This is a genomic window from Lachnospira pectinoschiza, assembly GCF_900103815.1.
Lineage (GTDB): Bacteria > Bacillota > Clostridia > Lachnospirales > Lachnospiraceae > Lachnospira > Lachnospira pectinoschiza_B.
In genome coordinates this window covers 1-25,901 of record NZ_FNHZ01000008.1, presented here as the reverse complement: position 1 = coordinate 25,901, position 25,901 = coordinate 1, and the positions used below count along the sequence as shown (strand labels likewise).

The window sequence follows — 25,901 nt, the reverse complement described above, 5'->3', positions numbered from 1 at the left end:
TGTAATTTCTATCATTATAAAATTAATACATCTTTAAAGTAAATCAATTACTTTGTAAGCTGGTAGAAACCAACCTTCTTATAAACCTTACGAAGAGTCTTCATAGCAATATAGCCAGCTTTTTCGGCACCCTGCATATAAACGTCATTTAAGTAAGCCTTATCTTTAATAAGTCTTTCTGACTCTTCTCTAATTGGACGGAGATGTTCAATAACTGCCTCTCCTACTGCAGGCTTAAACTTACCATATCCAAGGCCATCAAATTCCTTTTCAATTTCTTCAAAAGTCTTGCCTGTAACTGTTGAGTAGATATTCATAAGGTTAGCCACACCCGGCTTATTCTCCTTATCGTATCTTACGCAATTCTCTGTATCTGAATCTGTAATTGCCTTCTTAAACTTACGAGCAATTGTATCAGGATCATCCATAATAAATACACAACCATCAGGGTTAGACTTACTCATCTTATCTCCTGGTGTGTTAAGGCCATAGATTCTAGCGCCAGTCTTAGCAATAAGTGGCTCAGGAACCTTAAATACGTCTCCGTAGATACTATTAAATCTCTGGGCAATATCTCTACAGATTTCAACATGCTGCTTCTGATCTTCACCTACTGGTACGTAGTCTGGCTGGTAAAGTAAAATATCTGCTGCCATAAGTACAGGATATGTAAATAGACCTGCATTGATATTATCCTTATGCTTACTAGACTTATCCTTAAACTGTGTCATTCTTTGTAGTTCGCCAAACATTGTGTAACAATTAAGTACCCAGGCAAGCTGCGCATGTTCTGGAACGTGAGATTGTAAAAACAATGTATTCTGTTCAGGGTCCAAACCACAAGCAATATACTGTGCTAACTGATTAATAGATCTTTTTCTTAAATCAGCGGGATTCTGACGAACCGTAATTGTATGTAAATCAGCCATGAAATAGAAGCAGTCATAGTCGTTAACTCTGTCTGACCAATTCTTAATGGCTCCTAAATAATTACCTAAATGTAAGTCGCCGCTTGGCTGGATGCCTGATAGCATTCTTTTCTTCTCTTCCATAACTTTCCTCCTGTTTTTAGTCTTATTATTGATGTGAAAATGTATCTTTATACACCATGAATACGATTTTACCACACTTCTTTAACTTATTAAAGTGAAAATTTATATTCCTTATATATTCGTTTTATCCCCTAGATTTGTTATAATTAGAGGAGAATAAATTCTATTATTTTGTCGTTTTATTACAAATTTATAAAAAGAGGAAATAACATGTTAACTAAGAAAAATCAAAACACATCTACTTGTTTAAAAAATCCTAAAAACGGCAATACAATAAGTTTAAAGCTACGAATTCGCAACTTTATCTTTATTAGTTTTGCCGCTGTAATTATGGCGCTTAATATTAAGATATTTGTGCGCAACGCCAACACCTTTCCAGGAGGTGCTACAGGATTAACTCTTTTAATCCAGCAAATCTTTTGGCAGTTTTTTAATATTAAGGTTTCCTACACCATAATTAACCTGCTTATAAACGCAATTCCAGTCTATATAGGCTTTAGATACATTGGTAAACATTTTACAATTCTATCTGTGTATATGATTATTGTAACTAGTGTGCTAACAGATTTACTTCCTACCATTAAAATCACTAATGACATATTACTTTTAGTTGTCTTTGGTGGAATCATTAATGGTGTAGCCATAAGTATATGTTTACTTAGCGGGGCCACTAGTGGAGGTACCGACTTTATTAGCATTTTCATATCAGAAAGAAAGGGGATAGATTCCTTTAATATAATTCTGGGCTTTAACACTGTGATTCTTACCATAGCTGGCTTCCTTTTTGGTTGGGACAAGGCCATGTATTCCATTGTTTTCCAGTTTATATCAACTCAGGTGCTTCATCTCCTTTATAGAAAATATCAGGAGACAACCCTTTTTATTGTCACTAATAAACCTAGAGAAGTGGTGGAAACTATTGCTGCCATTAGCGGTCACAGCTCCACTATTCTTGAAGGGGAGGGGTCTTATGAACACTGCGAACGAAATGTGGTCTATTCCGTAATTTCATCACAGGAGAGCTCTCATGTGGTAAAGGCCGTTAAGACCACTGATCCTAAGGCTTTTGTAAATGTAATGCGTACCCAGCAGGTGCAGGGCCGCTTCTACAGACCAAAGGAGTATTAATACATTTTCATAAGAAAAATAATAAAAACATAAGAAAACGATAAATTAAATTTAGAATTAATTTTACTAATGGGAGGGATTATGAGAGATTATGTAATGGCTCTAGACCAGGGAACTACTAGTTCTCGCTGTATTATCTTTGACAAGCAAGGTAATATTATTTCAAAAGAGCAAAAAGAGTTTGAGCAGATTTACCCAAAGCCAGGTTGGATTGAGCACAACCCTATGGAGATTTGGTCCTCACAGTTAGGTGTGGCCATGGAGGCCCTTTTAAAGGCGGGTCTATCCTACAGAGACATTGATTCCATTGGAATCACAAACCAGAGAGAGACTACAATTCTTTGGAACAAGGAGACGGGAATTCCTGTTTATAACGCCATTGTTTGGCAGTGCAGGCGTACCGCTCCAATTATTAATAAGCTAGTGGAGGACGGGCTATCTGACTATGTTACAGACACTACTGGCCTTATTCCAGACGCTTATTTTAGCGCTTCTAAGATTGCTTGGATTTTAGAAAATGTGCCTACAGCAAGAGAGCTTGCCAATGCCGGTAAACTTCTCTTTGGAACAGTGGATACATGGCTTGTTTGGAATCTTACTAAGGGAAGGGTTCACGCTACAGACTACACTAATGCAAGCAGAACCATGCTTTTTGATATTCACAAGCTAGATTGGGATGAAAAGTTACTTGATTACTTTAAGATTCCTAGAAACATTTTGCCAAATGTAATGCCAAGTAGTAATCTTTTTGGCTACACAGATACAACGGTTCTTGGTGGTGAGGTGCCAATTTGTGGTATTGCAGGTGATCAACAAGCTGCCCTCTTTGGACAGTGCTGTTTTGAAGAAGGGGAGGCCAAAAATACCTACGGTACAGGCTGCTTTCTTTTACTTAATACTGGTAAAAATGCAATTAAGTCCAAAAATGGCCTAGTTACCACTATTGCAGCTTCTACTTCAGATGAAATAAATTATGCCCTTGAAGGTTCAGTTTTTATCGGCGGTGCAGCAATTCAGTGGCTACGTGATGGCCTTCGTATGATTAAGACTGCCGCCCAGTCAGAGGAATATGCAGATGCTATTGAGGACTGCCAAGGAGTGTATTTTGTGCCAGCCTTTACAGGACTTGGAGCTCCTTATTGGGACTCTGATGCTAGAGGTACTTTCGTGGGACTTACTAGAGGCTGTCAGAAGGAACATTTTATTAGGGCTACTCTTGAGGCAATTGACTATCAGGTAGCAGATGTCTTAGAGGCCATGAAGGAAGACAGTGCTTGTTCTCTTAAGGCCTTAAAGGTAGATGGTGGCGCTGCTGCTAACAACTTCCTTATGCAGTTTCAGGCAGATATCTTAGGGGTTGAAGTTCACAGACCAAGCTGTATTGAAACAACAGCTCTTGGCGCTGCTTATCTTGCTGGTTTATCCACAAAGTATTGGAAAAATAAGGAAGATATTAAGAATAATTGGAAACTTGCTAAGAATTTCAAATCTAACATGGATGATAATAAAAGAGAGAAACTTCTTCGCGGCTGGAAGCGTGCTGTTAAGTGTGCTAGAGTCTGGGGGGAAGATGCAGAAAATGACTAAATAAAAAATAATAAGCAATTAATAAGCCAGCTAAACGTTGTAGATTTATTCGGGCTAAAAGCTCCGAAGAAATACTTGTTTAGCTGGCTTATTCTTATTTTGTCCTACATTTATAAAATTTTTTATTATCCTTATCTTTTAGCTAACTTACGACCTTAGCTTTAGTCTTGCCGCCTTTTCTAGTTTACGCCTATCAATTTCCTTCTTTAGGGCTAGGTTGGTAATTACTGCTGATATACAAAGGGTAATATACCAAACTGTATTTGGCTTATCACCGGTTTGAGTTGTAGCTAGGCCAACAACTACATATTTTGCATTGGCAGAATTTCCATCGTATGGCACTCCTGAAACTTCTGAGGTTGTTGAGGCTGTGCCTGAACTTCCTGAACTAGAAGAGCTTGAGCTACTAGAGCCGCTAGTTCCACTTGAGCTTGAGCCAGATGAGCTAGAACTTCCTGAGCTAGAGCTTCCTGAATCTGTGCTTGAATCTGAATCTGTACTTGAAGTATCTGCATCTTCTCTATAAATAAGTCCCATTAAACAGAACTTATCAATACTAATTGTCACAGTTTCATAAGTACTATCTGTATCTGAATAGCTTTGAGCGTATTTATTACTATTGTCATCCTCATGGGCAGCTACGATTCTAAAGCCTCTATTTGAAACCACCGTAATTTCAGATGGTATTGTATAGCAAAGGTTAATAGCAGTATCAAGGCTTGTTAATTCCTCGGTCTCTGTAGTGCCACTAGTGTAATTAAGAGTTCTATATATATCTGTGTTAAAGAAGTGAATATTTTCAGTGTAATTAGAATCTCTCATATTAAGCAAGAGCACGCTGTCGGTACTTGTAATACTCTGATTATTTGGTGATATTACAATCTCAACTACGGCTGCAAGATTACCTGCATAAACTTCTGAAACCTCTGAAACTGAAAGAGCTCCAGCTATAATATTAGCCTTCTCTTCATCTGTTAAGTCATCAATTGCCATGTCTGAAGTACTAGTTACTGTAACATCTGAATCCCCATCCGTTACAGAATCAAGTATCGCCACCTCTTTGTTGCTACCCTCAATCTTTTCATAGATTGCATATAGAGTTACATTTTCAGTAACAGTTAAAGAAGTTAAGGCCTCTGTTGCATCCCTATCAGTGTTCCAGCCTAGGAAAATGTATCCATATCGGCTAGCTTCCACGCTTAGGTCAGCTTCTTCCCCATCTATTGCTGTAAGGGAGCTAGTATCTGATGTACCACCGTTAAACTCTGCATTATAGGTTACTGTGAAACGCTTCTTTATAACCGTTACAGTTACTGTATCTGAAACGCTTGTATCTGCATCAGATGTAGCTGTAATTACTGTAGTTCCAAGGGCTAGCGCTTCAACTCTACCATGGTCATCTACCGTTGCCACATCTTCGTTACTACTTGTCCAAGTAAGACTCGTATCTAGGGAATCCGATGGTGTAATAGTCGCGTCAATATAATCTGCGCTTTCAATCTGAATACTTATATCGTCCCCTAAATCTATAGCTGTTGGAACCTTTACCTCATAAATTGCATAGAGGGTTACAGGCCCTGAAACCACTACTGAAGTTAGGGCTTCTGTTGCATCTGGATCTGTATTCCAACCTATGTGATAGTAATTATCTTTATAGGCTGGTACTGTTAAATCTGCCTCATCTCCGTAAGATATATCTTCTTCTGTAATATAACTTGTTCCGCCATTAGTTGTGGCATCATAAGTTACTGTATAGATTTCATCTTCTACTAATATTACACATTGATCAAATACATTTGTGCCTGCATTTGCCTTAGCAGTAATAACACAGGCGCCTTGAGATACTGCCGTTACCACACCATCTTCATCAACTGTTGCAACCGTTTCATCGGAGCTTGACCAAGTAACGGTATTGTCATCTACGTAGCTTGGTGTAACTGTTGGAGTTATGGTAATGGTCTGTCTTTCCATAAGGGTTTCTGAAGTCATATCAAGGCTTACTTCCAACTCTTCAAATATTGCATATAGGGTTACATCTGCTGTTGGCACGTATTCTGTTAAGACATCATCCGCTGTGGCAGTAGAACTAGTTGCCCATCCTGCAAAGACGTAATCAGTTTTTGTTGCCACTACATTTATAAGGGCTGACTCACCCTCTTCAACTTGCAAGCTCTCATATTCTGACTCACCACCATTAGTTTCGGCATCATAAGTTACTGTATAATAAACTGGATTAACCGTTAATTCACAAGTAGCTGTAAGACCTGACACTGCATTAGACTCTGCTGTAATTGTAGCTGTTCCCTTAGAAACTCCTGTTATAGTTCCAGTAGAATCAACGGTAGCAACTGTTTCATTACTTGAATACCAACGAACTGCTGTATCTAGGGCATCTGTTGGAGTTATGGTAGCTGTTAGTGTCTCTGTTGTTCTAACAGTCATAGTTAATTCAGTTTGATCTAAGCTAATATCTGTTGGCAAAATTTCCTCATAAATTGCATATAATGTCACGGCCTTAGTTACGGAAAGACTAGTTAAAGCTGTTGTTGCATAAGGATCTGTATTCCATCCTAAAAATGTATAGTACTCCCTTTCGGCTGTATAGGATAGATCAGCCTCTGTTTCGTATTCTACGTATTCTTCCTCTGCATCAGTAGTTCCAAGACCTGCATCATAACTTACAAGATATGCTAGTGGTTCTACTATAATGGCACAGCTTGCAAATACAGTTCCATCTACATCTGCTATGGCATTAACTACAGTTTCTCCGCGATAAACTGCCGTTACCGTTCCATTTTCATCTACTGTTGCAATACTAGTGTCCTCGCATTCATAGTGAACTGTGGATGGATTGGCATCCGTTGGAGTTAAAGTTGCTATAATTGTAGAACTTTCCCCTTCCATAAAGGTAATGCTTTCCTTATCAAGGGTTACTTCATAATCTTCATAAACTGCATAAAGAGTTGTAGAGCTTGTTGGCATTGTAAAGCTATCTAGAGCTTCTGTTGCTGTAGCTGTGGTTGCCCATCCTCTAAACATTGCTCCTTCCTTAGTTGCTGTAGCTGTTAAATCTACTGACTCTCCTGCTGCATATTCTTCTGATGTGACACTAGACTCTCCATCATTTCCATCATAGGTAAGAGTATATCTAAATGGTTCAACTGTTACAGTACAAGAGGAGGTCTCATCTGAACCTGCTGTTGGGGTACAAGTAATTGAGGCACTACCTTCTGCCACTGCTGTAACTACACCATTTTGATCCACTGTTGCAACAGCCTCGTTACTACTTGCCCAAGTTACAGACTGATCTGATGTTTCTGTTGGTGTAACTGTTGCTGTAAGAGTTGCTGTGTCTCCTTCTGTAATTGTTATAGCTGTATTATCAAGAGTTACTTTTATCTTTTCAAATACGGCATAAAGTGTAGCATTTCCTGTTGCATAATAAGGGGCTGTAATACCTGTTGTAGCAGTTGTTGAAACAGCCCAGCCAATATGAGTATAACCGGTCTTTGTAGCTGTATAACAACTTGTAGAAACATCTACTTCATCTCCATATATAAGACTTTCTGTAACAGTATCCTCACTACCTCCTGTAGTTTGTGCATCATAGGTAATAATACACTGAGCTCCTGTAATATTAAGATTTACTGTAGCAGATACTTCTTCATAACTAGTGTCTGTTGGTGTGGCTGTTACAGTAATATAAACTCCTGTTGTTCCGCCTGAACCTGACTGCATTACTAACTGTCCTTCATTAATCTTAGCAACACTTGTATCAGAACTTGTATAAGTCAAGGTATATTCTGGTACATAGCTTGTTGGTGAAACTACTGTTGTAAGGTCGATTACCTGATTTTCAGCAACTGTCATAGTTGAATCACTTACCACATTATCTTCTTCGTCATAAACTGTTACTGCCATTTTCTCATAAATAGCATAAAGGGTAATAACATCACTTGTATTAGCAAGGCCATCTACAATTGTTAGACTATCTAGTGTTGTTGTTGCTGTAGAATCTGTATTCCAACCAATAAAAATCATATTATCTGATGAAGATACATAATCCTCGGCTGTTACACTATTAGTTAAATATATTGTTGAAGCTTCTGTTACTGTAACAGAACTAGTTTCGTCTCCACTTGTTAAGACACCACCATTAGTTGCTGCATCATATGTTAAGGTATAGCTTCGTGGTGTAACCGTTACGGTACATGTAGCCGTTACGGAACTGTCATCAGAACCATCAGCAGTTGCTGTAATGGTTGCAGTACCTGGATAAACCGCAGTAATAAGGCCGTCTTCATCTACTGTAGCTACGCTTGTATCACTACTTGTCCATGACACCGTCTGCAAAGTGGCATCTGTTGGCTCGTAGCCAGCAACAGAAAGAGAGGCTGTACTACCTGACTCCACAGACAGGGTGGAATTACTAAGGGTAATAGATGTTACAGGTACATAAAAGATTGCATAAAGGGTTGTATCCCTTGCAACAATAAAGCTTGAAAGGGCTGTTGTTGCTGTAGCAGATGTGTTCCAACCAAGGAAATTACAACCTGATCTAACGGCAGATGGTGTTAGGTCTGCTAAGTCACCAATATCCACTGTAGCTGTTGTGGCATCTGTAGCACCACCATTAGTTGTGGCATCATAAGTAATTGTAGCTGTTGTTGTTAAGTTATCATAATTAGTATCTCCAGTAGATGATGTATAAGTATTAACTGGAATAACTAAGCTATAGCTAGAACCTGCATAACTATAGCCAACCGTTATAGAACCTGTCATGCTTGACGTTACCGCTTCATCTGGCACTAACTTAAAGGCTAAATCATCTCCTGATGATATAGCAGAACCTGTAATACTTGAACCAGCATAAGTTATTGTATAGCCTGATGGGGCTGTAATTGAGTTTATTGTAATTGCACTTGTTGTTGAATTTGTTAATACCACAGGCATGGCTGTTTCTTGGCCAATAAGGAACTGTACCATAGAAGGATCACAAGTTAGATAATATCCTGATACAAGGCCTCTAACTTCTGATACATAAACCACTCCACCTGAAACATAGGCTACATAAGCAATTCCGTTAGATACGGCAATACTTGGATTAGTTCCGCTTGCTACATCCGTAGAATTTCCACTACTAAGTGCATAAACTGTTCCAGTTGAATAGGTTTGATAAAGGCCACTTGAATAAATCACAGACCTCATTCCTGAACTAGATGTAGTTACATCAATAGATGTTAGGCTAGTTCCACTTGAAGCTAAAGTATATCCTACAGAATCTCCATAGATATACGAAGTTCCTGAATAATTTGCCACAGATAGGCCTGTTATCTCTGTATCAGTAATTCCTAAATCGGAAAATGTTTCCCCAGCATCAGAACTTCTATAAACCGCTAGATATCCTGAAACCTCCGCAGATACAGTAACTGTTGAGCCTGTGGCTGCAATATCTGCATTAGTTGCAGTTACGCTGTCTTGAATTGTATAACCACCATAAGAGCTAGCTGTTGTAGCCACCCAAATATTCTGTGCTGTGTTATCAACCATATAAATATAGGCACCTGAAATTGCCATATGAACTGAACTAGCAGTAGTTGTAATTCCACTATTATCAGTACTCTGACTAAAGCTTGTTCCACTTCCATAATAAAGAAGGGCAGAAGACCCATTAGTACATGAAATTAACATACAGTTTCCCGATTCATAATAAACTATTTCTGGAGAACCTGTGGCACTTGTAATAAGAGGATATTCTTCTGTAAAACTATCTGCACTTGTCTTAAAACAAACCGTTGAACCTGTATTATAAACTACATAAACTGTACCACTAGCATCTACTGCAATATTTCTTGAATTTGCACTAGTGCCTAGGCTACCTGTACCAATTAAAAAGGTGTTAGTTACAGTTGTAGCAATTGTATTTTCTGCTTTAAAAAAAGCCGCAATAAACCATATTGAATTTACCAAAACGGCAATATCCAATATAACGCTTATTACAGCTAGAACTCTATCTTTTCTAAGACGTAATTTAGTTTTTCTCTTTCCTTTGTCCACTCTCATTAATTCCATAGTGCTGTCCCCCTGCTTATGTTTAAGTCCCTTCTCTCATAAGCTACATCGCGCAAAGCCAGTATTTGTCCCCATACTAGATATTTTTCACGCAACTATACTAATCATCTATGTACTATATCGGTGTTTTAAATAAAAATCTTTAGAAGAAAACGTAAATTTTTTCAAAAAAATTTTCACACTATTAGATACTATGAATTATTAGCTATTTAGTTTTTCACGAATTTTCTTAATATAATTTTAAACTAAAAAAAGGGGATTGTCCACAATGTGAAACAATTCCCTTTTATTAATATATTTAGCCTCTTCTTAAGAAAGCACCCTTTAACAAATGCTTTGCAAGTACAGATGTTGTAACTGAACCTACGCCACCTGGCACTGGTGTAAGGATTGAAGCCTTTTCCTTAACCTTATCAAAATCCACATCACCACACAAATTGCCTTCGCTATCCACATTGATACCAACATCAATAACTACAGCGCCATCTCCAACATAGCTTTCATCTACCATACGAGCTACACCCGCTGCTGCCACTAAGACTTCAGCGTCTCTACAAGTCTTTGGCATGTCTACGGTCTTTGTATGAGTCATGGTAATTGTTGCATTTTTCTTAAGCAAAAGCATTGCCACAGGCTTACCAATTACAAGGCTTCTTCCTATAATAGTGACCTTCTTACCCTTTAAGTCAACGCCTGCAAAGTCAAGCATCTCAACTACTGCCTCTGCTGTACATGGAGCCATTCCTGTGTCATCTCCTGCAAATACCTTAGCTAGGTTTGCTGGAGAAATACCATCTAAATCCTTCATCTGATTGATCTTATTCTCAATAGCCTTCTCATCTAAATGCTTTGGAAGGGGACGAAGAAGTAAGATGCCATCAATATCTTCGTCTTCATTTATCTTATCAAATTCCTTCTGAAATTCTTCGTTAGTAATTTCATTCGGATAAACAAAAGATGTTACTCTAAAGCCTAACTTATCCATCTTCTTTGTAGCGCCTCTCTCATAAGACATATCATCTGGACGCTCACCAACTCTAATAATTGCAAGGTGTGGGATTGCTCCCTTTAAGCCCTTAACATCTTCTAAAATCTTCTCATTAATAGCATTAGCTACATTAATTCCTCTTAATTCCTGCATAACTATCTCCTAACCCTTAATTGCCTTAACCACTTCTTCAAATGTCTTATCAGCGATTTCTCTTGCTTCCTTTAAATAGCCTTCTGCCTTAGCATCAAGTGACTTAGCAAGTTCTCTATCCTTCATTAACTTAGTGTTAATGAATACATTTAAAGATGCACCTTCCATTGCTGCCTTACACATGGCAATACCAACGCCAGCGTCACTAAGTGCTAGACGAGAGCCAATTACTGCAATTCGCTCAATCATCTTAATGGCCTTTAATATAAGTTCCATCATATCAAGGGGTGCATTTGTCGCAACTAATAGGGCTTCTGCCATGACCTTATCTCTATGTTCTATCTCTTCTGGAGTATCTTTCTTAAGACCATAAGCCTTTGATAGAGGTTCAAAGGCTTTAGCATCCTTATCCATACAAAGAAGAAGCTCTTTAGTTAGTGCATCTGCTTCCTTAATAGTCGCTTCTACTTCTTCCTGATACTGGGCATACTTCTTCTTGCCATCAGTTAAGGCTAAAACCATGTTTCCAAGACTCATACCAATAGCTGCCACAAGTCCTGAAGCTCCGCCTCCTCCTGGCACGGAAGCCTTTGAAGATAGCTCCTTTATAAAGTCATCTATAACCATAGTTTGCATTTCCATATTATTATCCCTTTCTTAGACCTCAATTTCTCCAGTAAATACAGTTGTTGCAGGGCCCTGCATAATAATTGTGTTCTCTTCCTTATCCCATGTGATGTTAAGATCACCACCAAGTAAGTGAAGAGTTGCATTACTATCGCATAAACCGTTTAAGTGAGTAGCTACTAAGCTAGCGCAAGCGCCTGTTCCACAAGCAAGTGTCTCGCCTGAACCTCTCTCCCAAACTCTCATATTTAAATTCTTATTATCCACTACCTGAATAAATTCTGTGTTAACCTTTTCTGGGAATGCAGGATGACATTCAAACTTAGGTCCGATTTTTTCAAGAGGGAAATCCTTAATATCAATTGTGTTATCAATGAAAACTATGGCATGTGGGTTACCCATAGATACGCAAGTTACCTTGTATTCCTTACCATCCACTTCAATTGTCTCATCAATAACTTTCTTATCTTCTCTATTAGAGTAGTTCTTAAGATTAGTAACATCTACAGGAATGTCTGCTGCCTCAAGAATTGGGGCACCCATATCTACCTTAACAAGGCTAACTAATCCCTTCTCGTCCTTAGTAACCTTTAAAATCTTAATTCCTGATAGAGTCTCTACTGTAAACTCATCCTTGTCAGTAAGCTTATTATCGCAAACATACTTTGCCACACATCTAATGCCGTTACCGCACATCTTGCCCTGTGAACCGTCTGCGTTATACATTTCCATATAAAAATCAGCCTTATCTGACTTCTTTATAAGAATAAGTCCATCTGAACCGATTCCAAAATGTCTATCACTTACCTTAATTGCAATTTCACTAGCGTTCTTAAGCTCAGTCTTTGTGCAATCAACGTAAACGTAATCATTACCTATACCATGCATTTTTGTAAACTTCATACACTACCTCTTTCTTTTTATGAAAATGTATCTTTTGGCCTTTTGTAAAAAAACGACCTAGAAACATTTTCCTACTACATATCTTGGGTTTAGAAAATGCTAAACCCTAATTATTGTATCAATTAGCCCATACTTTAACAAGCTAAATTCTTTTGCTATTCCTCATATAAACCAATAACCATTCTCGCGGATTCCACCATAGAATTGCCACTGTCCATACTACACTTTTGTATATATCTAAATGCCTCTGGTTCCGACATATTATTTCTTTCCATTAGAAGATGCTTAGCATCATCAATTATTCTTTGTTCCTCAGGTGAACGTTTTGTAGGTGTGCTCCTCTTCTTTTTTCTAGTTCGAATCTGGGACTGTATCATCATCTCAAGTGTTGATACTAGTTCGTTGGCCTTAAGAGGAGTGCCAAGACAGACTATATTATTATCTCTGCATTCTTCCCATCGGTTCTGAGAGGTTACAAGTAGCATCTCAAAACTTTTGGGCTTATATTCGTTTAGGTCTGTATAGACCATATTATCTGATAATTTATAACCACACACTATAATACCGCTAGCAAGGGAGTCCGCCTGGTTTATAACCTGGGCTCCACTAGTTAGGGGCATTGCTACATCAAAACCCTTTCTGATTAAAAGATTTCTGATGGCTCTTGCTTCTTCCAACTTAGGAAATGCAACTATTATTGTAGCCATATACTCTCCTTTAATTAGTATTTATAAAGGTACTCATCAACTTCCCACTTAGTAACTTGTTCCTTGTAGGCCTTCCATTCTGATAATTTTGCTTCAATATATTTATTAGTGATATGCTCACCTAAAACGCCACAAATAAACTTATCTTCCTTTAAGCACTTAAGGGCTTCGTAAAGATTTTCAGGAAGCTCATCAATGCCTTCCTTAGCTCTTTCTTCTTCTGTCATCTCGTAAAGGTTTCTACCAACCCCCTTTGGAACCTCTAGCTTATTCTTGATTCCATCAAGTCCTGCTGCAAGGCAACAAGCAATTACAAGATATGGATTAGCTGCTGGATCTGGGTTTCTAAGCTCAACTCTTGTGCCGCTTCCATTAACTGCAGGAATTCTAATAAGTGGACTTCTATTAGTTGAAGACCAAGCAATATAAACTGGTGCCTCATAACCTGGCACTAATCTCTTATAGGAATTAACTATAGGATTGGTAATAGCTGCCATTCCCTTTGCATGCTTTAAAATACCTGCAATAAAGTGATAGGCTTCCTTTGATAAGCCATTAGAATCAGTATCATCTGCAAAAATGTTCTTGCCATCCTTTGTAGCAAGGGACATATTAATATGCATTCCTGAACCATTGATTCCTTCCTGTGGCTTTGGCATAAAGGTTGCATAAAGTCCATGTCTTCTAGCAATTGTCTTAACTGCTAGCTTAAAAGTCATAATAGCATCTGCTGTCTTTAGGGCTTCATCATATTTAAAATCTATCTCGTGCTGAGCTGGAGCTATTTCATGATGTGAGGCCTCAATCTCAAAGCCCATCTCTTCTAGATTAAGTACCATATCTCGTCTAACATTTTCCCCTAAATCTGTAGGACCGATATCAAAATAGCTGGCTCTCTCGTAATTATTAATAATAGGGTTTCCGTCCTCGTCTGTCTGGAAAAGAAAGAATTCAAGCTCAGGACCTACATCAAACTTAAGTCCCATTTCGTCAGCCTCTTTAATTACCTTCTCTAGTACGTAACGCACATTTCCCTCAAATGGTGTTCCATCCGGCATATAGACATCACAAATCAAACGGGCAACCTTACCCTGCTGTGGTCTCCATGGGAATATTTCAAATGTGTCATAATCTGGATGTAAAAACATATCCGATTCTTCTATTCTTACAAAGCCTTCTACTGAAGAACCATCAAACATGCATTGATTGTCTAGAGCCTTCTCTAACTGACTTGAGGTGATTGCTACATTTTTCAAAGCACCAAAAATGTCTGTAAACTGCAATCTAATAAATTCAACGTCCTCTTCTTCTACCATTCTAAATATATCTTCTCTGGTATATTTACTCATGTATTCATCCTCCTTTAAAAAGCTTAAATTTTAATACACACATATATTAATATACATCATTTATTCATTTCTTGTATATACTATTTAACTTTCTAAATTTAGGAATTTTCCCCTATCTAGGACTAGTTTGTAAGGTTTGAACGCAGTGTAAGCAATCCCCCGCTTTACAATGTATTGTGGTCCTAAAATAAGAAATGCGCCGCAAAGCCCTCAAAATCCCATAATAAGAAATGCGCCGCAAGATTTCTCTCACGGCGCCAAAGTAGCATTATAATTCGCTTTTATCTTATTTAACTATAGACAATTTTTATGTATCTTAAAATCCGATGCAATTTCCCTTAAGTGTTGCACCATCGATCTTATTCTTACCATTCTTAGATGTACAATCCTGGATAATAGCCTTGCCAAATGTTACTTCATAACCAAGTGCAGATGGCTTGCCCTTTAATGGCCAGTTGTAGTTGTACTTCTTGTTAGCTTCTGCGTAGCAATTCTTCATTGTAACAACACCGTTCTGGTTGTTTCTATCAAAACCAGCTGCGTAGTTACCGATTGCCTTACAACCTTCAAGGTAGTGATTTAGTGGGTCTAAATGTGCTGCCTTGCCTTCAGTCTTGTTATCAACACCACCAAGCTTGAAACCATTACCATCACCGTAAATACCATCACAGTAACCGTTGTAGTTAGCCTGGCAATTCTTGAACTGAACTGCACCATGAGCTGCGTAGCAATCCCAACCATCATCTGAATTGTATTCAGCGATACAATTTTCAAAGTAATTACCTTCACCTGAATGAAGCTTTACAGCAAATCCATCAGCGTTCTCACCCTTTGCATCTGCATTGTGATGTGAGTTACAGTTGTAGAACTTGTTGTAAGCACCACCGTTTGATACCTGAACACCAGCATCATCGTTGTAGCATGTTGTTACATATTTGAAAATGTTATTAGAACCTGTAATGTAAATACCATTATCAGCAGCGTTCTTAATTGTTACATTTTCAATTGTACTACCGCTACCATTGATTGTGATACCACGACCAGATGAACCTGATGTGCTTGAGAAGTCGATTGTTGCATTGTTCTTACCAGAGATGTTAACACCAGCTGGAAGTGTGATTGCACCTGACTTAACTGTACCATCGATAACAATTGTTGTACCCTTCTTAGCGCTCTTAATAGCTGACTCTAAGCTTGTTCCACCGTTCTTAACAGTTATTGTGCTGCCTGTTGTAGATGAGCTAGAACTTGAGCTTGATGAGCTTGAACCAGATGAGCTAGAAGAACCTGAACTAGATGATCCAGAGCTTGATGAACCTGAGCTTGATGAACCTGATGCCTGGTCTACCTGAATCTTGTAGATATTGATTCCGCTGTTCTTAGAATAAAGATAAATGTAACCATCAGCACCTGTATATGTATATGTCTGCTGGCTAGCTGTTGAAGCAGCTGACATTGTGCTTATTGTATTGCCATTAGAATTAGCAACTGTAAGAGTTCTTGTTGAGCTTCCGCTACTTCTAAGAACTACTTTAATTGTGCTGTTCTTTGTTACTGGAACCTTTACAGCACGACCATACTTATCGCCAGTTCCCCCTAGTGCTAGGCAATGTGTATATGCTGTACCGTTAACTGTTACATTTTCTTTCTTTACAGACATTGTCTTAGAACTTGTTGCAATAAGTGTAAGTCCATCAACTGACACTGTACTCTTAATTGTTCCAAGATTCTTAAATGAACTATTCTTAAAGTTCCATGATGTTGATGCTGCAGAAACATTAGATACCATCAACATTAAGCTTGCTCCTGTAACTAAAACAAGCGCTAAAACAAGTGATAAAAATCTTCTTGCCTTTCTCATATTAATACCTCCCAAAACGCCTTATTAATGCTACTTTAAACCTTCGCTATTAGTAGTGAACATAGGTTAATTTAGCACAAATATGTTCTGTTTAATAGTCACGATAATTCACAAAATTTTCACATTTTATTTGTGCAAAAAGCATAATTATATGTTTTGTCTATAGGACTTATTCTTCATTTTTATCTTTTATTAATATAGTATAATTATCTATAATAGTATATTATTACTATATGGAACATTTATAGGAATAAAAATAGGGAAATGAAATTAGGGGATTCATTTAGATTAGGGGGAATTTTAATGATTAAAAAACGTGATTTCTTATGGCTAGCCTTCTTTTTAATTATACTTATAAACGGTTTTGAGGCTGGAGGATATCAAGCAAGCTTATTAAATATAGGCAAAGATTACGATCTTTCTAATACCTCTAAGGGACTTTTTGCCTCAGTTGAGCTTTTTGCCACTATGCTTGCGCCTATATTTTTAGGTGCTTGGGCTGATAGAAACAACAAAATCAACTGCCTTAAAATAATCCTTTTTATTCAAATTCTAGCAGCTAGCTTAATCACTTTAATTAATCTAAAAGTCGTATTTATAGCTGGAGTTTTCTTTCTTGGCCTTAGTACAAGCGCCCTTCAGTTTATTACTATTGCTGCCCTTGCAGATTCCTATCCCCTATCCTATAACCAAAAAATCGGCTTTTTAACCTCTATGTATGCCCTTGGCGCTTTCATTGCACCTTTAATTGTTAGTGCTTATTTAAAAATTGGACTAAGCTGGAAAACCTTATTCCTTCTTATTGCCCTTGCCTCAGTTTTTGCATTTTTAGGACTAACTAAGTCTAATAACTACCAAAAGGAAACAGTCGTTAATCCGGATTTAGAAGGGGAAACTAGCGGAAACTTCATTATTTTGGCCATTATATGTCTATGTATTATTATGTGTATCTATGTTGGTTTTGAAAATGGATTCGCTTTCTTTATAGATAGCCTATTTGCCCAGGAATTAAACTCTAACCTAGGCAAATACGCTTTAAGTTTATTCTGGATTATTATGATTCCTGCAAGAGTATTAGTTGGTTACCTTGGAAAATATTCAAAAATAATTTTACTTATCTGTATAATTTCCATTCCAAGCATAATTTTACTAATAACCAACCTAATTAACCCTATTGGAATCTTACTTTTGTGCATACCACTAGGCTTTGCCTCAGGCGCAATCTATCCTAGTGTCTTAAATATAGCCATGCCGTTAGCTGGCTCAAAAAAGGCCACAGCCACAGGAATGATAACAACCGCCACAGGAATTGGTGGCGTCTGTTTTACAGCCCTTACAGGCTTTGTCGGTGGGCAGTATAACCTAAGAGTTGCTATTCTGGTTCTTGCTGCATTTTTCCTAATATCACTAATAGCCTTACTTATCTTAATTAGAATTACTAAGAAACTCACTTAAACTCTAATTAAAGTTTACTTTATAGCTTGCATTAAACTCCTGTCCTACTGCGAGTTCATTGCCCCATTCACGCTTAGTTAAGTCTTTATTAAAGCCTTCTTTATCTGTTCTACCATACCAAGGCTCAATACAAATAAATGGAACGTCTTTCTTTGCTGCTGACCATAGGCCAAATACTGGGGCATCAAACTCTACGGTTACGTACTTTCTGCCCTTATAATCAAGAGAAATCTTGCTAGCCTGCTTATTCTCAAGGATTAAAGCATCCTTATCAAAGAAAGTCTTATCAATTTCAAATTCCCTATTCTCATTTAAAGGAAGCTTATATTCCTCGTCAACTAATAAGCCATTCTCGCTTAATAACTTATAGCTAATTCCCTTAGTTTCATCTGCTATCTTCTCAAAACAAATCTTCACCCCTGCCTGAGATTCCTTTAATTCTGGGCAAACAAAAGCTGGGTGACCACCAAGGCTAAAATACATTGTCTTAGTATCCTTATTTACAACCTTAATCTTCTTTGTAACTGCATTTTCACACAAATCATATTCCACATAAAGCTCAAAATCAAAAGGATACTTAGCCTTAGTTTCCTCATTCGACTCTAACTTCATTACAAGCTTCTGATTAGCATTTTCCACAAGTGTAAATTCCTTATCTCTTGCAAAACCGTGCTGAGTCATAGTATAAGTCTTGCCCTCGTAAATGCTTTCATTATCAGCATATTTACCTACAATAGGGAAAAGTATTGGGGCAGTTCTCTTCCAAGCCTCTGGATTAGCCGACCACATATATTCTTCCCCTGTCTTAACAGACTTAACTGATTTAATCTCACAGCCCTTTGAATTAACTGTAAGCTTTAATTCATCATTTTCTATAAAAAACTCCATATTAAACCTCCAATTCAAATCATCTTTTTATTTCCAATGTTCATCGATATATTGGGACATTGTTTAATTATAAACAAAGTCCCTATTATTTTCAATAAAGCCAAGTCTAGATTCTTAAGTAAAACAAAAAGAGAGCCTTTAAAAGACTCTCTTAAATCTATGCGGATAACAGGAATCGAACCTGCACGGGGTACCCCACTAGAACCTAAATCTAGCGCGTCTGCCAGTTCCGCCATATCCGCGAACATTCAATATATTATCATGTTTTTAAGCGTACGTCAAGTGAAAAAAAGCTTTTCTATTATCTTTGCTCTATCTTCCCATGTGTGTCCGTTTTTTGCAAAAATGTAGGCGCTATTTGCCATTTTAGAAAGCTTTTCCTTATCCTCTAGCAAATTCCTTAATTTCGACCCAAAATCCTCTATTAGGCCTAAATCAAAGCCTGATGCCTCATAGTCTCTTAAAAGCTCAAGGCTATATCTTATGCAGTTCTCCTCCGTTAGAATTTCCTTATCTAAAAATGTGCTGCTATCTGTAAGTAGCACTGCCCCATTAAGCATAGATGTAAAAATCCTATCATGAGCCCCCGCCTTAAACCAAGGCATGACATTTAGGGAAATCTTTGCCTGACTTATGCTATCAAGACACTTCTTCGTATTACCACCGCCAAGCATGTTTAAATTCTCAGGATGCTTTAGCTTCATATACTCAAAGCCCTCCCCCACAACTGTAAGCCTAAAACCAAGGTCTGTTAGCGCCCGTATCATTAGCTCCCTATAGTGAAAACGCACCGCCAAATCCACATAGGACATAGTCTGCATAGCCTCTCTTATCTCTGCCTCTGTTATGCCTTCTATATCCTTAATTAAGGCCTCTTGTCCGATTTTTTCAATTGTTTCTTTTGGTTCCTTTATCATTCTCGTTAGAACACTCTCGTAAAAGTCTATGTAGTCTTGTCCCATTTTTTCAATAGACTTTTGCAATATGTATTTCGGAGTGAAGTTGCCTGTAAAGACAATGTCATATTTTCTCTCATCCATGAATAAATAAGGCCTATCCGGCAAAATATCCCTATCTTTATTTAGCTCCATTCCTGCCGTCATAAGAAAACTAACATTCTTAATTTCAGGATAAAAATGTCGCATATATTCAAAATGATTTTTATCAATATTTATCTGATGATAGTTCTTTGGTAAGTACTTATGATACTTGTGATAGTAAAGTGGGTGATCTACCACCATGTTAATAACCTTAACATGGTAATTATCCCAGATATTAGTTAGCTTAGTGGTTGAAACTAGCTTCGGGCTGTTTAAGCCGTTCTTACAATCTACTTTCCCACACACAGTTTCAGTATCCTCCACCGATTCACTATCAAGAAAATACAAGCCTTCTTCCCCAGCAATTCCCTCATGATTAAAAGTAAAGGCTATGAAATCCTCACTTTTATTGGCATCAAAAAATCCCTTTAGCCTAGAGACTTCGCTTGCTCCGACCAAAAGATTATACCAAAAGATTTCATAGCCTTTTTCTTCTAAATATCTTGCTATCTCCATTGAAAAATATTCTAGAGTTTCAACTCCACCCATAAACATAATTAATTTCATGCTATCCCCCAAAATCACTAATTACATGCTTATGTATATAACTAATTAAATTATCTATATTTAGATAATCTATAATTACATTTTTCTATTTAGATTCTTTCTAATTTTTATGCTTCTTTAATTGCCTCGAAAATATCATCAAGGGCAGATACATCAATATCTTCTGCTCTACCTGAATCAACCATTGCTGCAACTTCTGGCTTAATTGGAAGCTTTGCAACTGTCTTAATATCAAGATCCTTTGCGATTTCATCGATATGGCTTTCACCATAGATGTAATGCTTCTTGCCGCAGTCAGGGCATTCAAAATATGACATATTTTCAACAATACCAAGCACTGGAACCTTCATCATCTTAGCCATCTTAACAGCCTTCTCAACAATCATAGAAACTAAATCCTGAGGTGATGTAACAACTACGATACCTGCAACTGGTAATGTCTGGAAAATTGTAAGTGGAACGTCACCTGTTCCTGGAGGACAATCCACAAACATTAAGTCAACGTCTTCCCATAAAACCTCTTCCCAGAACTGCTTTACTGCATTAGCAATAACTGGACCTCTCCAAATAACTGGATCTGTCTCATTATCCATTAAAAGGTTAAGAGACATCATCTTAATACCTGTACTTGTAATAGCTGGGTAAATAACTGTACCAGCCTCATCTGTCATAGCTCTATCCTTAACACCAAAAGATCTTGGAATTGAAGGGCCTGTAATATCAGCATCTAAAATAGCTGTGCTTAAGCCAGCCTGTCTTGACTTTACTGAAAGCATAGAAGTAACAAGGGACTTACCAACGCCACCCTTACCACTAACTACTGCAATTACTTTCTTAACACCATCATAATTGTTAGCCTTCTTTGGCTCTTCCTTAACTGGTGGCTTTAAGTCGCTAATAGACTTAGCGTTATTTGTTTCATTTCTGTATTCTTCGCTCATCGAGTCTTCCTCCGAAATTTTTTACTCAATTGATATTATACAACATAGATTAGAATAATGGAAATGTGTACTCTTATAAAAGCAAGAAAAGTGTAGGTAAATTGACATTTAAATAAATGATATGTTAACTGATGTGTCTTTAAAAAAGGGTAACAAAAAAGCCAGAAGATTAAATCTTCTGGCTTTAAATATGAGTCCAGCGGGGATCGAACCCGCGACACCTAGATTAAAAGTCTAGTGCTCTACCAACTGAGCTATGAACCCAAAGTGATTTCAGGATTATCGCTAATCCAACTGGGCTAGCTGGATTCGAACCAGCGAATGCAGGGATCAAAACCCTGTGCCTTACCGCTTGGCGATAGCCCAATATAACTGAATAATCAGTTTAGTATATATCATCCGCTTCCGCGTATATCGTCAAACTAAATAATCCCCCGAAATAACAAGCGTTATCAAGTCCCTTAAATAAAAAAAGGGTGGGTACAGGGATTCGAACCCTGGACCTTCAGAGCCACAATCTGACGCGCTGACCAGCTGTGCTATACCCACCATAAAAAAATAGTGTGCCCGGGGGGATTCGAACCCTCGACCCACGGCTTAGAAGGCCGTTGCTCTATCCAACTGAGCTACGGACACACGAAGCGGGTGATGGGAATCGAACCCACGTATCTAGCTTGGAAGGCTAGTGTTCTACCATTGAACTACACCCGCAGATTATTTAGTTGTAAGTCGGGGTGACAGGATTCGAACCTGCGACCTCTTGATCCCAAATCAAGCGCTCTAGCCAAGCTGAGCCACACCCCGAGGTGTTTGTCTTTGTTGTTGATGTGTCGCAACAACAAGATGTATTTTACATCAGTGAGTTGTTATTGTCAAGTGTTTTTTTGACTTTTTTCAACTCTTTTTGAGAAGCTCGATTGCCTTCAAACACTGATGGAATCTGTATTCTCAAACTGTTGTAACTATACCAGATGCTTGCCTCCCGGCCGCTTTGTCGTGGCAGTCACAACAGTTACTAACTATACACTATATTTCCTTAATTGTAAAGTCTATTTTGCAATTTTTTTCAAAATCTTCGAATTCCATCATAATATAGGTGCATTTTCTGCTCTCTTGACGAGGATAACTAATACTTCCAGGGTTAATAAAGGTAATATCCTTCTCCTCCTGGATAAGTGGTCTATGAGTATGTCCAAACATGACAATATCTATATCTCTAGCCTTACATTCCTCTCTTAGAGTCTGCAAATCAAGAGAAACATAATAATAGTGTCCATGTGTAAGTAAAATCTTCTTGCCAGCAATAGTTATTTCCTGTTCTGCAGGCATATTAGAACTAAAATCGTTATTTCCTGGCACCATGATAGTCTCGCAGCCTGCCATAGCCTCTATAACGTCCTCTTCGCCTTCAAAATCCCCTAAATGTATCAACTTATCGATTTGACCCTCATTATGAAGCGCCTGGGCTAAATTAGCCTCTTTTCGATGAGTATCACTTACAATCATAATTCTATGCATAATTCTTAAGCTCCTCTTTAATTAGTGCTAATGCCTTACCTCTGTGACTGATCTTGTTCTTCTCCTCTGGGCTTAGAGAAGCTGATGTCTTACCATATTCTGGTAAAAATACGATTGGATCATAACCAAATCCATTCTCCCCTGATATTTCCTTAGCTAAAAGGCCTTCCATTGTGCCTCTCTTTACTAATTCTCTACCGTCTGGGAAAACTACTGCAATAGCGCATACGAAACGGCATGATCTATCCTGTCCTTCAACGCCCTCTAACTTCTCAATTAAAGCCTTATTTTTAATGTCATAACTTGTGTCATGGCCCATAAATCTTGCTGAATATACTCCTGGAGCCTTATCTAAATAGTCAATTTCAAGTCCAGAGTCATCTGCCATTGTCATCTTTCCTGTAATCTTAGCAATAGCTCTTGCCTTTATAAGTGCGTTTTCTTCAAATGTAGTGCCATTTTCCTCAACATCCACATCAATTCCGGCATCTTTAAGTGAAACGATGTCGTAGTCGCATAGAATCTGCTTTACTTCTTTTACCTTATCTTTGTTGTTAGAAGCTAATATAATTTCTGACATTTTTGCCTCCCCTAATTTATTTTGAGTGCAATTTATTATTTGCAGTTGCACTCAGAAAGATATTTATTTTTTGTACTCGTCAGATAGATGATACAAGTATTGTAAATATACTCATACTATAGTTATTTATCTGTCTTTTTTGGTGGCTTTGGTCCGATATATGAGTAAAAATAAGTCTTTAACATACCGTTATAGATTTTTCTATTCTTATCTGCCTTCTTGCCATAATATTTCTGCGCATCCTCGTAAGATGTGATCATGTAAACTGACCAAGTATCGAGTAATGCTGCCTGACGTCCAAAATCAGAGTAAATCTTAGGAAGTGTCTCCTTATCCTCTAATCGCTCGCCATAAGGTGGATTAGTAATGATAAAGCCGTACTTCTTGTGGTGGCTTAACTCCTCCACGCCTCGATTTTGAAAATGTATCAAATGGTCAACGCCTGCTCTTTTAGCGTTGATTCTCGCCTTCTTAATTACCTCTTCATCAATGTCATAAGCCTGAATTTCAGTCTCAACATCTAATTCTTCAAGGTCTCTTGCCTCTTCTCTAGCATCCTTCCAAAGGGACTTATCAATGAAGTTAGTCCACTTCTCAGCCTGGAAGTTTCTCTCTACACCGGGAGCAATATTAGCCGCCATCATAGCTGCTTCTATTGCAAATGTACCACTACCGCAGAATGGATCAACTAAAATTCTATCCTTCTTCCATGGAGTTAACATAATTAACGCAGCTGCAAGTGTCTCTGAAATAGGAGCTTTACCAGCAACCGGACGATAGCCTCTCTTATGAAGAGAAACACCTGTTGTATCTAATGCAAGTGTTACCATGTCCTTCATAATTGTTACTCTAATTGGATAGCTCTCGCCATCTTCATCAAACCAATTAACGCTATATTTGTCCTTTAAACGGTCTACAATAGCCTTTTTAACGATGGACTGAATATCTGAGCTACTAAAGAGCTTACTGTTAACTGAATTAGCCTTTGTTACCCAGAATTTACCATTCTTAGGAATAAACTCTTCCCATGGTAATTCCTTTGTCTGATCGAATAATTCTGTAAATGTAGTAGCCTTAAACTGGCCTACCTTAAGAAGAATTCTCTCAGTTGTTCTAAGATTAATATTAGCTCTAGCAATAGCTTCAGCATCGCCAATAAAGGTTACCTTACCATCTTCAACCTTTGAGATGTCATAACCTAAATCGTATATTTCTCTTTTTAATACCGCCTCAAGTCCAAAGTGACATGGCGCAATCAATTCAAATGTATTCATAACTTACTCCAAAATATTTCTTAGTGAATTATACATATACACTGTGCTTTTATTTTTAAATGCACATACACTTATATTAATTCCTATGGAATTCAATGTCAATTTTACTAAAGTCCAATGCTAGATTATCTAGATTTTACTAACATGTATAATCATGCTAATAGCTCTAGGTCTTAACTAGTTTATGTTTGGAATTTGTATTAAAATGTAAGAATTTGTATAATTCATAATAATAAAAAAACCTTGCAAAGAAAGTTTGCAAGGTCAATGTACGTGACAAGATTCGAACTCGCGACCTTCTGGTCCGTAGCCAGACGCTCTATCCAGCTGAGCTACACGTACATATAAAGTAAACATCAAAGATGTTTAAGTGCCGGCAACGGGAATCGAACCCGTATGGGAGTATAAGTCCCGCAGGATTTTAAGTCCTGTGCGTCTGCCAGTTCCGCCACACCGGCATGTGTGGTTTTTAGCCCTTTTAAGACTTAAATGGGGCCTACAGGGCTCGAACCTGTGACCCTCTGCTTGTAAGGCAGATGCTCTCCCAGCTGAGCTAAGACCCCATATGTAAACATTGTTTACTTTACAATATTAAATTGTAAACGACCCGGATGGGGTTCGAACCCACGACCTCCGCCGTGACAGGGCGGCGCTCTAACCAGCTGAGCCACCAGGCCATAATAATTTTTGAAAAAAACGAGTAGAACAAATGGACCTTCGGGGACTCGAACCCAGGACCGACCGGTTATGAGCCGGTTGCTCTAACCAACTGAGCTAAAGGTCCAAATAAGAGCCGACAGTCGGAGTCGAACCAACAACCTGCTGATTACAAATCAGCTGCTCTGCCATTGAGCCATGTCGGCATGAAAATCTACACATTTGCTCTACTCTATGACGCCAAGGGGATTTGAACCCCTGATACCACCGTGAAAGGGTGGTGTCTTAACCGCTTGACCATGGCGCCTTATTTGTATTCATACAAATAGTGATATTCCTATCACAGCTCCCCGAGTAGGGCTCGAACCTACAACAACTCGGTTAACAGCCGAGTGCTCTACCATTGAGCTATCGAGGAATATTATCTTATCGATAATGCCTGAAAGATTGCTCTTTCAAAACTGCACATTAAATATACCATCCGTTTGATTATCCTTAAAGAATAACCCTCGTATTGTTCAGTGATTTCTCACTCTCTATCCAAACCTTAACCT

General features: G+C 38.1%; 17 protein-coding genes and 15 tRNA genes. 3 read left to right on the top strand and 29 right to left on the bottom strand.

Annotation, left to right across the window (positions count from 1 at the left end):
• Positions 1-47 precede the first annotated feature (47 nt).
• Positions 48-1,052 carry a tryptophan--tRNA ligase gene (gene trpS, locus BLQ66_RS10615; protein WP_074522127.1) on the bottom strand — a complete coding sequence of 335 codons (1,005 nt, stop codon included), beginning with the start codon at positions 1,050-1,052 and terminating at the stop codon, positions 48-50.
• Positions 1,053-1,262: 210 nt separating this feature from the next.
• Here trpS and BLQ66_RS10610 point away from each other — a divergent pair, with 210 nt between their 5' ends.
• Together BLQ66_RS10610 and glpK are read left to right on the top strand one after the other, a co-directional pair.
• The gene (locus BLQ66_RS10610; RefSeq protein WP_083330350.1) at positions 1,263-2,180 is read left to right on the top strand and encodes a YitT family protein; all 918 of its coding nucleotides are present in this window, start codon (positions 1,263-1,265) and stop codon (positions 2,178-2,180) included.
• Positions 2,181-2,261: 81 nt separating this feature from the next.
• Positions 2,262-3,767, top strand: a complete 1,506-nt coding sequence (glpK, locus tag BLQ66_RS10605) for a glycerol kinase GlpK (RefSeq protein ID WP_074522126.1) — start codon at positions 2,262-2,264, stop codon at positions 3,765-3,767.
• A gap of 147 nt (positions 3,768-3,914) precedes the next feature.
• On the opposite strand, the gene BLQ66_RS10600 is transcribed toward glpK, so the two are convergent.
• From BLQ66_RS10600 to BLQ66_RS12170, 7 genes are all read right to left on the bottom strand, one after another.
• Positions 3,915-9,839, bottom strand: coding sequence for an Ig-like domain-containing protein (locus BLQ66_RS10600; RefSeq protein WP_074522125.1), 5,925 nt, complete (start codon positions 9,837-9,839; stop codon positions 3,915-3,917).
• A 298-nt stretch (positions 9,840-10,137) separates the two neighbouring features.
• Entirely contained in the window at positions 10,138-10,980 is an 843-nt protein-coding gene (locus BLQ66_RS10595; protein WP_074522124.1) for a bifunctional 5,10-methylenetetrahydrofolate dehydrogenase/5,10-methenyltetrahydrofolate cyclohydrolase, read from the bottom strand.
• Positions 10,981-10,989: 9 nt separating this feature from the next.
• Positions 10,990-11,622 carry a cyclodeaminase/cyclohydrolase family protein gene (locus tag BLQ66_RS10590; protein WP_074522123.1) on the bottom strand — a complete coding sequence of 211 codons (633 nt, stop codon included), beginning with the start codon at positions 11,620-11,622 and terminating at the stop codon, positions 10,990-10,992.
• A gap of 15 nt (positions 11,623-11,637) precedes the next feature.
• Entirely contained in the window at positions 11,638-12,510 is an 873-nt protein-coding gene (gene dapF / locus BLQ66_RS10585; RefSeq protein WP_074522122.1) for a diaminopimelate epimerase, read from the bottom strand.
• Positions 12,511-12,665: 155 nt separating this feature from the next.
• Positions 12,666-13,217 (bottom strand): ANTAR domain-containing response regulator, encoded by a 552-nt coding sequence (locus BLQ66_RS10580; protein WP_027431889.1) that lies wholly within the window; start codon positions 13,215-13,217, stop codon positions 12,666-12,668.
• A 14-nt stretch (positions 13,218-13,231) separates the two neighbouring features.
• Positions 13,232-14,566: a type I glutamate--ammonia ligase gene (glnA, locus tag BLQ66_RS10575; RefSeq protein WP_074522121.1), complete on the bottom strand. Its 1,335-nt coding sequence runs from the start codon at positions 14,564-14,566 to the stop codon at positions 13,232-13,234.
• A gap of 316 nt (positions 14,567-14,882) precedes the next feature.
• Entirely contained in the window at positions 14,883-16,427 is a 1,545-nt protein-coding gene (locus BLQ66_RS12170) for a right-handed parallel beta-helix repeat-containing protein (protein WP_242869347.1), read from the bottom strand.
• A 303-nt stretch (positions 16,428-16,730) separates the two neighbouring features.
• Between BLQ66_RS12170 and BLQ66_RS10565 the strand changes: the two genes are divergently transcribed.
• Positions 16,731-17,882: an MFS transporter gene (locus tag BLQ66_RS10565; protein WP_074522120.1), complete on the top strand. Its 1,152-nt coding sequence runs from the start codon at positions 16,731-16,733 to the stop codon at positions 17,880-17,882.
• A 3-nt stretch (positions 17,883-17,885) separates the two neighbouring features.
• Here the strand turns inward: BLQ66_RS10565 and BLQ66_RS10560 are convergent, their stop codons facing one another.
• The 21 genes from BLQ66_RS10560 to BLQ66_RS10460 all read right to left on the bottom strand — a co-directional run bounded on the left by BLQ66_RS10560 (position 17,886) and on the right by BLQ66_RS10460 (position 25,765).
• On the bottom strand, positions 17,886-18,770 hold the full coding sequence (locus tag BLQ66_RS10560; protein ID WP_074522119.1) for an aldose 1-epimerase family protein: 885 nt from the start codon (positions 18,768-18,770) through the stop codon (positions 17,886-17,888).
• A 160-nt stretch (positions 18,771-18,930) separates the two neighbouring features.
• A tRNA-Leu gene (locus BLQ66_RS10555) sits at positions 18,931-19,012 on the bottom strand.
• A 36-nt stretch (positions 19,013-19,048) separates the two neighbouring features.
• Entirely contained in the window at positions 19,049-20,377 is a 1,329-nt protein-coding gene (locus BLQ66_RS10550) for a glycosyltransferase family protein (RefSeq protein WP_074522118.1), read from the bottom strand.
• A gap of 107 nt (positions 20,378-20,484) precedes the next feature.
• A complete protein-coding gene (locus tag BLQ66_RS10545) occupies positions 20,485-21,318 on the bottom strand; it encodes an Mrp/NBP35 family ATP-binding protein (RefSeq protein WP_074522117.1) in 834 nt (277 codons plus the stop codon).
• A gap of 191 nt (positions 21,319-21,509) precedes the next feature.
• Positions 21,510-21,582 (bottom strand) — tRNA-Lys (locus tag BLQ66_RS10540).
• Positions 21,583-21,612: 30 nt separating this feature from the next.
• A tRNA-Gln gene (locus tag BLQ66_RS10535) sits at positions 21,613-21,684 on the bottom strand.
• 109 nt (positions 21,685-21,793) lie between these two features.
• Positions 21,794-21,867, bottom strand: a tRNA-His gene (locus BLQ66_RS10530).
• A 13-nt stretch (positions 21,868-21,880) separates the two neighbouring features.
• Positions 21,881-21,954 (bottom strand) — tRNA-Arg (locus tag BLQ66_RS10525).
• Between the two features lie 4 nt (positions 21,955-21,958).
• A tRNA-Gly gene (locus tag BLQ66_RS10520) sits at positions 21,959-22,029 on the bottom strand.
• 18 nt (positions 22,030-22,047) lie between these two features.
• Positions 22,048-22,122 (bottom strand) — tRNA-Pro (locus BLQ66_RS10515).
• A 222-nt stretch (positions 22,123-22,344) separates the two neighbouring features.
• The gene (locus BLQ66_RS10510; RefSeq protein ID WP_034246276.1) at positions 22,345-22,836 is read right to left on the bottom strand and encodes a metallophosphoesterase family protein; all 492 of its coding nucleotides are present in this window, start codon (positions 22,834-22,836) and stop codon (positions 22,345-22,347) included.
• On the bottom strand, positions 22,829-23,416 hold the full coding sequence (locus BLQ66_RS10505; protein ID WP_074522116.1) for an XTP/dITP diphosphatase: 588 nt from the start codon (positions 23,414-23,416) through the stop codon (positions 22,829-22,831). The genes BLQ66_RS10510 and BLQ66_RS10505 overlap by 8 nt, the downstream gene beginning before the upstream one ends.
• A 122-nt stretch (positions 23,417-23,538) precedes the next feature.
• A complete protein-coding gene (locus BLQ66_RS10500) occupies positions 23,539-24,690 on the bottom strand; it encodes a THUMP domain-containing class I SAM-dependent RNA methyltransferase (protein ID WP_074522115.1) in 1,152 nt (383 codons plus the stop codon).
• Between the two features lie 268 nt (positions 24,691-24,958).
• Positions 24,959-25,032, bottom strand: a tRNA-Arg gene (locus tag BLQ66_RS10495).
• Positions 25,033-25,061: 29 nt separating this feature from the next.
• Positions 25,062-25,148, bottom strand: a tRNA-Leu gene (locus BLQ66_RS10490).
• A 32-nt stretch (positions 25,149-25,180) separates the two neighbouring features.
• Positions 25,181-25,253: transfer RNA gene (locus tag BLQ66_RS10485), tRNA-Val, on the bottom strand.
• Positions 25,254-25,293: 40 nt separating this feature from the next.
• Positions 25,294-25,367 (bottom strand) — tRNA-Asp (locus BLQ66_RS10480).
• Positions 25,368-25,400: 33 nt separating this feature from the next.
• Positions 25,401-25,474: transfer RNA gene (locus BLQ66_RS10475), tRNA-Ile, on the bottom strand.
• A 7-nt stretch (positions 25,475-25,481) separates the two neighbouring features.
• Positions 25,482-25,553: transfer RNA gene (locus BLQ66_RS10470), tRNA-Thr, on the bottom strand.
• A 29-nt stretch (positions 25,554-25,582) separates the two neighbouring features.
• Positions 25,583-25,654 (bottom strand) — tRNA-Glu (locus BLQ66_RS10465).
• A 39-nt stretch (positions 25,655-25,693) separates the two neighbouring features.
• Positions 25,694-25,765: transfer RNA gene (locus BLQ66_RS10460), tRNA-Asn, on the bottom strand.
• Positions 25,766-25,901 lie beyond the last annotated feature (136 nt).